8 protein-coding genes are annotated in these 6,339 nt (G+C 73.0%); 4 read left to right on the forward strand and 4 right to left on the reverse strand.

Annotation, left to right across the window (positions count from 1 at the left end; all coding sequences use genetic code 11):
• Positions 1-47: 47 nt before the first annotated feature.
• Genes ACWED2_RS45255 through ACWED2_RS45265 form a run of 3 tightly spaced genes read left to right on the forward strand, consistent with a single transcriptional unit; the run spans position 48 to position 3,208 of the window.
• Positions 48-1,457, forward strand: a complete 1,410-nt coding sequence (locus ACWED2_RS45255) for a DHA2 family efflux MFS transporter permease subunit (protein ID WP_449696696.1) — start codon at positions 48-50, stop codon at positions 1,455-1,457.
• Between the two features lie 4 nt (positions 1,458-1,461).
• On the forward strand, positions 1,462-2,217 hold the full coding sequence (locus ACWED2_RS45260) for an isocitrate lyase/PEP mutase family protein (RefSeq protein ID WP_449696697.1): 756 nt from the start codon (positions 1,462-1,464) through the stop codon (positions 2,215-2,217).
• Between the two features lie 22 nt (positions 2,218-2,239).
• A complete protein-coding gene (locus ACWED2_RS45265) occupies positions 2,240-3,208 on the forward strand; it encodes an RNA polymerase subunit sigma-70 (RefSeq protein WP_449696705.1) in 969 nt (322 codons plus the stop codon).
• Between the two features lie 44 nt (positions 3,209-3,252).
• On the opposite strand, the gene ACWED2_RS45270 is transcribed toward ACWED2_RS45265, so the two are convergent.
• The 4 genes from ACWED2_RS45270 to ACWED2_RS45285 all read right to left on the reverse strand — a co-directional run bounded on the left by ACWED2_RS45270 (position 3,253) and on the right by ACWED2_RS45285 (position 5,764).
• Positions 3,253-3,735: a hypothetical protein gene (locus ACWED2_RS45270; RefSeq protein WP_449696698.1), complete on the reverse strand. Its 483-nt coding sequence runs from the start codon at positions 3,733-3,735 to the stop codon at positions 3,253-3,255.
• 10 nt (positions 3,736-3,745) lie between these two features.
• Positions 3,746-4,384, reverse strand: a complete 639-nt coding sequence (locus tag ACWED2_RS45275; RefSeq protein ID WP_449696699.1) for a DedA family protein — start codon at positions 4,382-4,384, stop codon at positions 3,746-3,748.
• 81 nt (positions 4,385-4,465) lie between these two features.
• Entirely contained in the window at positions 4,466-4,837 is a 372-nt protein-coding gene (locus ACWED2_RS45280) for a bacteriophage spanin2 family protein (protein WP_449696700.1), read from the reverse strand.
• A 3-nt stretch (positions 4,838-4,840) separates the two neighbouring features.
• Positions 4,841-5,764, reverse strand: coding sequence for a TerC family protein (locus tag ACWED2_RS45285; RefSeq protein WP_449696701.1), 924 nt, complete (start codon positions 5,762-5,764; stop codon positions 4,841-4,843).
• A 182-nt stretch (positions 5,765-5,946) separates the two neighbouring features.
• On the opposite strand from ACWED2_RS45285, the gene ACWED2_RS45290 reads away from it, so the two are divergent.
• Positions 5,947-6,234 carry a helix-turn-helix transcriptional regulator gene (locus ACWED2_RS45290; RefSeq protein WP_449696702.1) on the forward strand — a complete coding sequence of 96 codons (288 nt, stop codon included), beginning with the start codon at positions 5,947-5,949 and terminating at the stop codon, positions 6,232-6,234.
• Positions 6,235-6,339: the final 105 nt, after the last annotated feature.

Genomic DNA, 6,339 nt, shown 5'->3' on the forward strand with positions numbered 1-6,339 from the left:
CTCCGGAAGCGGCGCAGACGCCGATGACCGCCAGGCAAGGAGACAGAGTGCGCACCAGGACTTCACCCCCGCCGGCGGCCCCGGCCGCGGGAACCGCCCAGCGAAGATGGGTGCTGGTCATCACCTCGGTGGCGTCGTTCATGGTCATCCTCGACGCGCTGGTCGTGGCGACCGCGCTGACGGCGATCCGGAACGATCTCGGTGCGTCGGTCACCGAGCTGGAATGGACGGTCAACGCCTACGGCCTGAGCTTCGCCGTCCTGCTCATGACGGCGGCGGCCGCCGGTGACCGCTGGGGGCGCCGGCGGGTCTTCGCGGCGGGCCTGACGCTGTTCGCGGCGGCGTCGCTGATCTGCGCGATCTCGCCCGGGGTGGCGGTCCTGATCGCCGGGCGGGTGCTGCAGGGCGCCGGCGCCGCGTTCGTCATGCCGCTGGCGCTCGCCCTGCTCGGCGCCGCCTTCCCGGCGCAGCTGCGGGCGAAGGCCCTCGGGGTGTTCGCGAGCGTCAGCGGCGTGGCGGTCGCGCTCGGGCCGCTGCTCGGCGGTGCCGTCGTCGAAGGCATCTCGTGGCCGTGGATCTTCTGGATCAACGTCCCGATCGGGGCGGCGCTGGCCTGCTTCGCGCTCACCCGGATCGAGGAGAGCCACGGCCCGGACGCCGCCCTCGACGTCCCGGGCCTCGTGCTGGCCGGCGCCGGTTCCCTCGGCGTGGTGTGGGGCCTGGCCCAGGGCAACGAAGCCGGCTGGACCAGCGTGGCCGTGCTGGGGCCGCTCGTGGCCGGCTTGGCGGCGCTCGGCGCGTTCGTCGCGTGGCAGCGGCGAGCCGCCCACCCGATGCTGCCGCTGCACCTGTTCCGTTCGCGCCGGTTCGCCGCCGGCAACACCGTGATCTTCTTCCACTGGGCGTCCGCGCTGGGCGCGGTCTTCTTCATGGCCCAGTTCCTGCAGGAAGGACTCGGGTACGGGCCACTGGCCGCCGGGCTCGGGCTGGCGCCGTGGGGGTTGACGACGACGGTCGTCCCGCAGCTCGCGGGCCGGCTGGTCGGCCGGTTCGGCGAACGGCCGTTCATCGTGGCCGGGCTGGGCCTGCACGCCGCCGCCATGCTCTGGATCGGCCTGGCCGCCGGGCCCGCGATCGGCTACTGGGTGATCGCCGTGCCGCTGGTGCTGTCGGGGACCGGGATCGCGATGTGCCTGCCGGCGGCGCAGAGCGCGGTGCTGACGTCGGTCGCGCCGCGGCTGCTCGGCAAGGCCTCCGGTGCGTTCAGCGCGATGCGGCAGCTGGGCGGGGCGTTCGGCGTCGCGATCCTGGTCGCCGGGTTCTCACTGGCCGGCAGTTACGCCTCGAGCGCCGCGTTTTCCGCCGGGTTCACCGCCGCTGCCGTGCTCAGCGCCGTGCTCGCCGCGGCGGGGGCGCTGGCCGGTTCCGTCATCCCCCGACGTTCCACCGAGGAGTGAAACGATGTCCGAGCCGAAGGCCGAGCTGCTGCGAGAACTGCACCACGGGAAGCTGCTGGTGCTGCCGAACGCGTGGGACGAGGCGAGCGCGGAACTCGTCGTCGAAGCGGGGTTCCCGGTCGTGGCGACGTCGAGTGCGGCGGTGGCCGACGCGCTGGGCCACGAGGACGGCGAACGGGCACCCTGGCGGGAGATGTTCGCCGCCGTGGCGCGGATCGCCCGCGCGGTGCCGGTGCCGGTGACCGTGGACGCCGAGGCGGGCTACGGCCTGGAACCGGACCAGCTCGTCGCCGAGCTGCTGGCCGCCGGGGCGGTGGGCTGCAACCTCGAGGACACCGACCACCGGGCCGGCGGACTGGCCGACGCGGCGGCCCAGGCGGACCGGCTGGCCGCGGTCCGCGCGGCGGCCGGCGGGTCGCTGGTGATCAACGCGCGGATCGACACCTTCCTGCCGTCGAGCGGGTTTTCCGGCCCCGAGCGGACGGCCGAGGCGATCCGGCGCGGCCGCCGGTACCGCGCGGCCGGAGCGGACTGCGTGTACCCGATCGGGCTTTCGCACGCGGCCGACCTCGGGCCGGTGGTCGAGGGCGTGCCCGGCCCGGTCAACGGGAACACCGGTCCGGAGCTGGACCTGGCCACCCTGGCGGCGCTGGGGGTCGCCAGGGTGTCCTTCGGGCCGCGGTTCTACCGCGCCGGGGCCGCGGCGCTGCGCGACGGGCTGGCGGAGCTGCGCCGCGCGGCCGGGACGGTGGGTGCATGAGGAGGGATGATCGACGATGCCGATGACGAACGAGGAGCGTGCGGTGTCATCCGAGGAGTGGCTGCGGGACGAGTTCGGCGCGCTGCGCCCGGCGCTGGTCGCGCACTGCTACCGGATGACCGGGTCCCACCAGGACGCCGAAGACGCCGTCCAGGAGACCTACCTCAAGGCCGCCCGCGGGGTGGACGCCTTCCAGGGGCGGTCGTCCCTCAAGACGTGGCTCTACCGGATCGCCACCAACACCTGCCTCACCGAGCTGAACCACCGGAGCCGGCGCGTGCTGCCCGCCGGACTCGGCGCGCCGTCGGACGATCCCGGGATCCGCGTCTTCGCCGACGACTCCGTCGCGTGGCTCGGGCCGCTGCCCGACGCCGTGCTCGGCGATCCGGGCGAGGTGGTCGTGCGGCGCGAGTCCGTCCGGCTCGCGCTGGTCGCCGCCCTGCAGCACCTCCCGCCCCGGCAGCGCGCGGCCTTCCTGCTGCGCGAAGTCCTGTCGTGGTCGGCCGCCGAGATCGCGGGCACGCTCGGCATCAGCGTGCCCGCGGTGAAGAGCCTCCTGCAGCGGGTCCGCGTCCGGCTCGACGAACTGGACCTGGACGGCCCGCCGGAGCTCGGTCCGGAAGACGAGCGCGCCCTGCTCGACCGGTACATCGCGGCGTTCGAGGCCGAGGACACCGCGGCCATCCGGGTGGTCATCCAGGACGACTTCAGCCTCGAAGCCGTGCCGCACGCCGAGTGGTTCAAGGGCGTCGACGTGTGCCTGCCGTTCCTGCAGCGCACCTTCTCCGAGCCGGGTGGCGCGCCGCGGTTGCTGCCCACCCGGGCCAACGGCCAGCCCGCCGCGGGCAGCTACCGCCTCGACGCTTCCGGTGCCCGCCGCGCCGACGGGCTGTGGGTGTTCACGATCACCGGCGGCCGCTTCTCCCGGGCGGTGAAGTTCCGCGGCCCGGCGCTCGTCACGGCGGCCGGCCTCCCGGACCGGCTGCAGTGACGACGCCGGCCGGGACCCCGGCGACGCGGTCGGACCGCGGGCCGTCAGTGGGCCAGCAGCTTCACCGCCACGACGGCGAGGGCGATCGCCATTTCCCCGACGAACAACAGCAGCCGGACCGGCCACCGCACGGCCGTGTGCCGCGTCGCGAGCAGCGCCAGCACGGCGATGGTGAGCACCAGTGACAGCGCGGCGAGCCACAGCGCGGTGGTCAGCGGCAGCCAGCCGAGCGCCGCCGCCCCGACGCTGAGGAGGGGCAGCAGGGCGGTCTCCAGGACGTGGCTCGCCGCCTTGGCGATGTGGCGCAGGTGGTGGCCGCGCGGGAACCGGCCGTGGGCGATGCGGTGGGCGGTCACGTCCGCGAACCCGCCCGCCACGCAGAGCGCGCCCATGGCGGCGGCGATGTCCGCGACGGCTTCGGCCGCCGAAGTCTCGTTCGCGTACTTCACCAGGACCAGCACGGTGGACAGCCCCACCAGCGTCGCGTACACGCGTTCCCGCAGGGCGGAAACGACGGGTTGGCTCATGGGCGGAACTCTAAACGGCCTTGCGCGCCTTGACCCGGCGGACCACGAACAGTCCGATGGCGACGACGGCGACCGCCAGGACGGCGTACTGGAAGAACCCGGCATACCGCTCGACCAGCGGCCAGTTCTCGCCGAGCAGGTAGCCCGCGACGACGAAGACGGTGTTCCAGATCAGGCTCCCCGCCGTGGTGAAGAGCAGGAACCGGCCGAACGGCATCCGTTCGACCCCGGCCGGAACGGAGACGAGGCTGCGGAAGACGGGGATCATCCGGCCGAAGAAGACGGCCTTGCCGCCGTGCCGGGCGAACCAGGCCGCGGTGCGGTCGAAGTCGCCGGTCCCGACGAGCGGGAGCCGCGCGGCCAGCCGGCGCATCCGGTCGTGCCCCAGCACCGCGCCCGCGAGGTAGACGACCACGGCGCCGGCCACCGAGCCCAGCGTGGTCCAGAACAGGGCGGCGCCGAGGCCGAACGTCCCGCGCCCGGCGGCGAACCCGGCGAGCGGGAGCACCAGCTCGCTCGGCAGCGGCGGGAAGAGGTTGTCGAGCCCGACGACGAGCGCCGCGCCGGGCCCGCCGAGGGATTCCATGAGCCCCACGGCCCAGCCGGCCACGCCGGTGAGCTCGGCGGCTGCGGCCGGTGACACGGTCATGAAGTCCTTCCGTGGTCGTGAGTGGTAATTAGGGTTCTAACCCGAATTACCACTCACGAGGGGTTGGCGACGGGGGAGTGGTCAGCCGGCGCAGGCCTTGGTCAGCTCCGCCACCTGGCCGGCCTTCTTCTGCACCCAGTCGGCGGGCCGCTTCACCAGGTCGTCGACCGTCGTCTCGCGCAACGTCGTCGCCAGGCCGTCGATCGCCTCGGCGGCCGTGGTGTTCGCGGCTTTCGAGGCCAGGCCGGTCAGTTCGGCCGCGGCCGCGTGGGCCCGGTCGGCCGCCGCCTGGGGGTTGGCCAGGTCCGGGTCGGCCGTGGCGATGCGGACCGCGTCCGCGCAGACCGCGGCGGTCGAGGCGGCGTTGCCCACCTGCCCCGCCGTCTCGGCCACCCCGCAGCCGGTGAGGGTCAGCAGGAGGCCGGCGGCGAGGATCGTCGTTGTCGGGCGCATGGGTCATTCCTTCCGGGAGACAGCCGAGGTGCGGAGCAAGCTCGCGGTCACCGCCGTCGCGAGGATCGCGGCGACCACGCCGAGCGAGAGGGCCGTCGGGATCTTCCAGACGTCCAGCAGCAGCATCTTGATGCCGACCCAGACCAGCACCGCGGCCAGGCCGAGCTTGAGGTAGACGAACCGGTGCATCAGGTCGGCGAGCAGGAAGTACATCGCCCGCAGGCCCAGGATGGCGAACGCGTTCGACGTGAACACGAGGAACGGCTCCTGCGTGACCGCGAAGATCGCCGGGATGGAGTCGACCGCGAAGACGACGTCGGTGACCTCGATCAGCACCAGGACGGTGAGCAGCGGGGTGGCCACCCAGTGGCCGGCCTCGCGCACGAGGAACTTCTTGCCGTGCAACCGGTCCGTGGCCGGGACGATCCGCCGGAACACCCGCAGCACCGCGTTGTTCTCGTAGTCGACGGTTTCGTCGCGGTGCAGGGCCATCCGGATCCCGGTGAGGACCAGGAAAGCGCCGAACACGTAGAGGATCCACGCGAAGCTCGCGATCAGGACCGAGCCGGCGGCGATGAACACCGCCCGGAACACCAGCGCGCCGAGCACGCCGTAGAACAGGATGCGGTGCTGGTATTCGCGGGGGACGGCGAAGTAGCCGAAGATGATGGCGAAGACGAAGACGTTGTCGACGGCCAGGGACTTCTCGATGACGTAACCGGCGAAGTACTGGCCCGCGAACTCCCCGCCCCAGACCCACCAGACCACGGCGCCGAAGGCGAGCCCGAGCGCCACCCACACCGCGGACCACGCAAGAGCTTCCCGGACGCCGACGACGTGCGCGCGCCGGTGGGCGAGCAGGTCGACGGCGAGCATCAGCAGGATCACGCCGAGCACGGCGGCCCAGGCCCAGATCGGGACGGTCACGACAGACTCCTCTGGTTCGGTGGCGAACCAGAGGTCTCCCCGGCCACCCGAAGGTGACGCCGGCACCGGGCTGCGCGGGCAGCCGGACTGACGATGCCGGACCGGGCGGGTACTCCCCTCCGTGCCTCCAGAATGACGAACTACACTTCGTCTGTCAAGGTGGGCCGGGGTGAGGGGGCCGGATGGCTTCGTGGACGTTCCTGACCAACCACGCGCACGTCCTGCTGTGCGTGGCCGCGGATCCGGACCGGACCCTGCACGACATCGCCGGGCTGGTGGGGATCACCGAACGCGGGGTGCAGCTGATCCTCGCGGACCTGATCGCGGAGGGCTACCTCGAGCGCGAGCGCGTCGGACGGCGCAACCACTACAAGATCCACCCGGAGGGCCGGCTGCGGCACCCCCTGGAAGCGCACCACCGGGTGGCCGACCTGGTCACGGCGCTCGGCCCCGACCCGGCGAGGTCGTGAGTGGTAATTCGGGTTAGAACCCGAATGGAAGTCCGGCGCCACGGCGACCTGCCGGTGTACGCCGTCACCCTGGCCGGTGCGGTGGCCGTCAACCTGCTCACCGGC

The organism is Amycolatopsis sp. NPDC005003 (assembly GCF_053600695.1).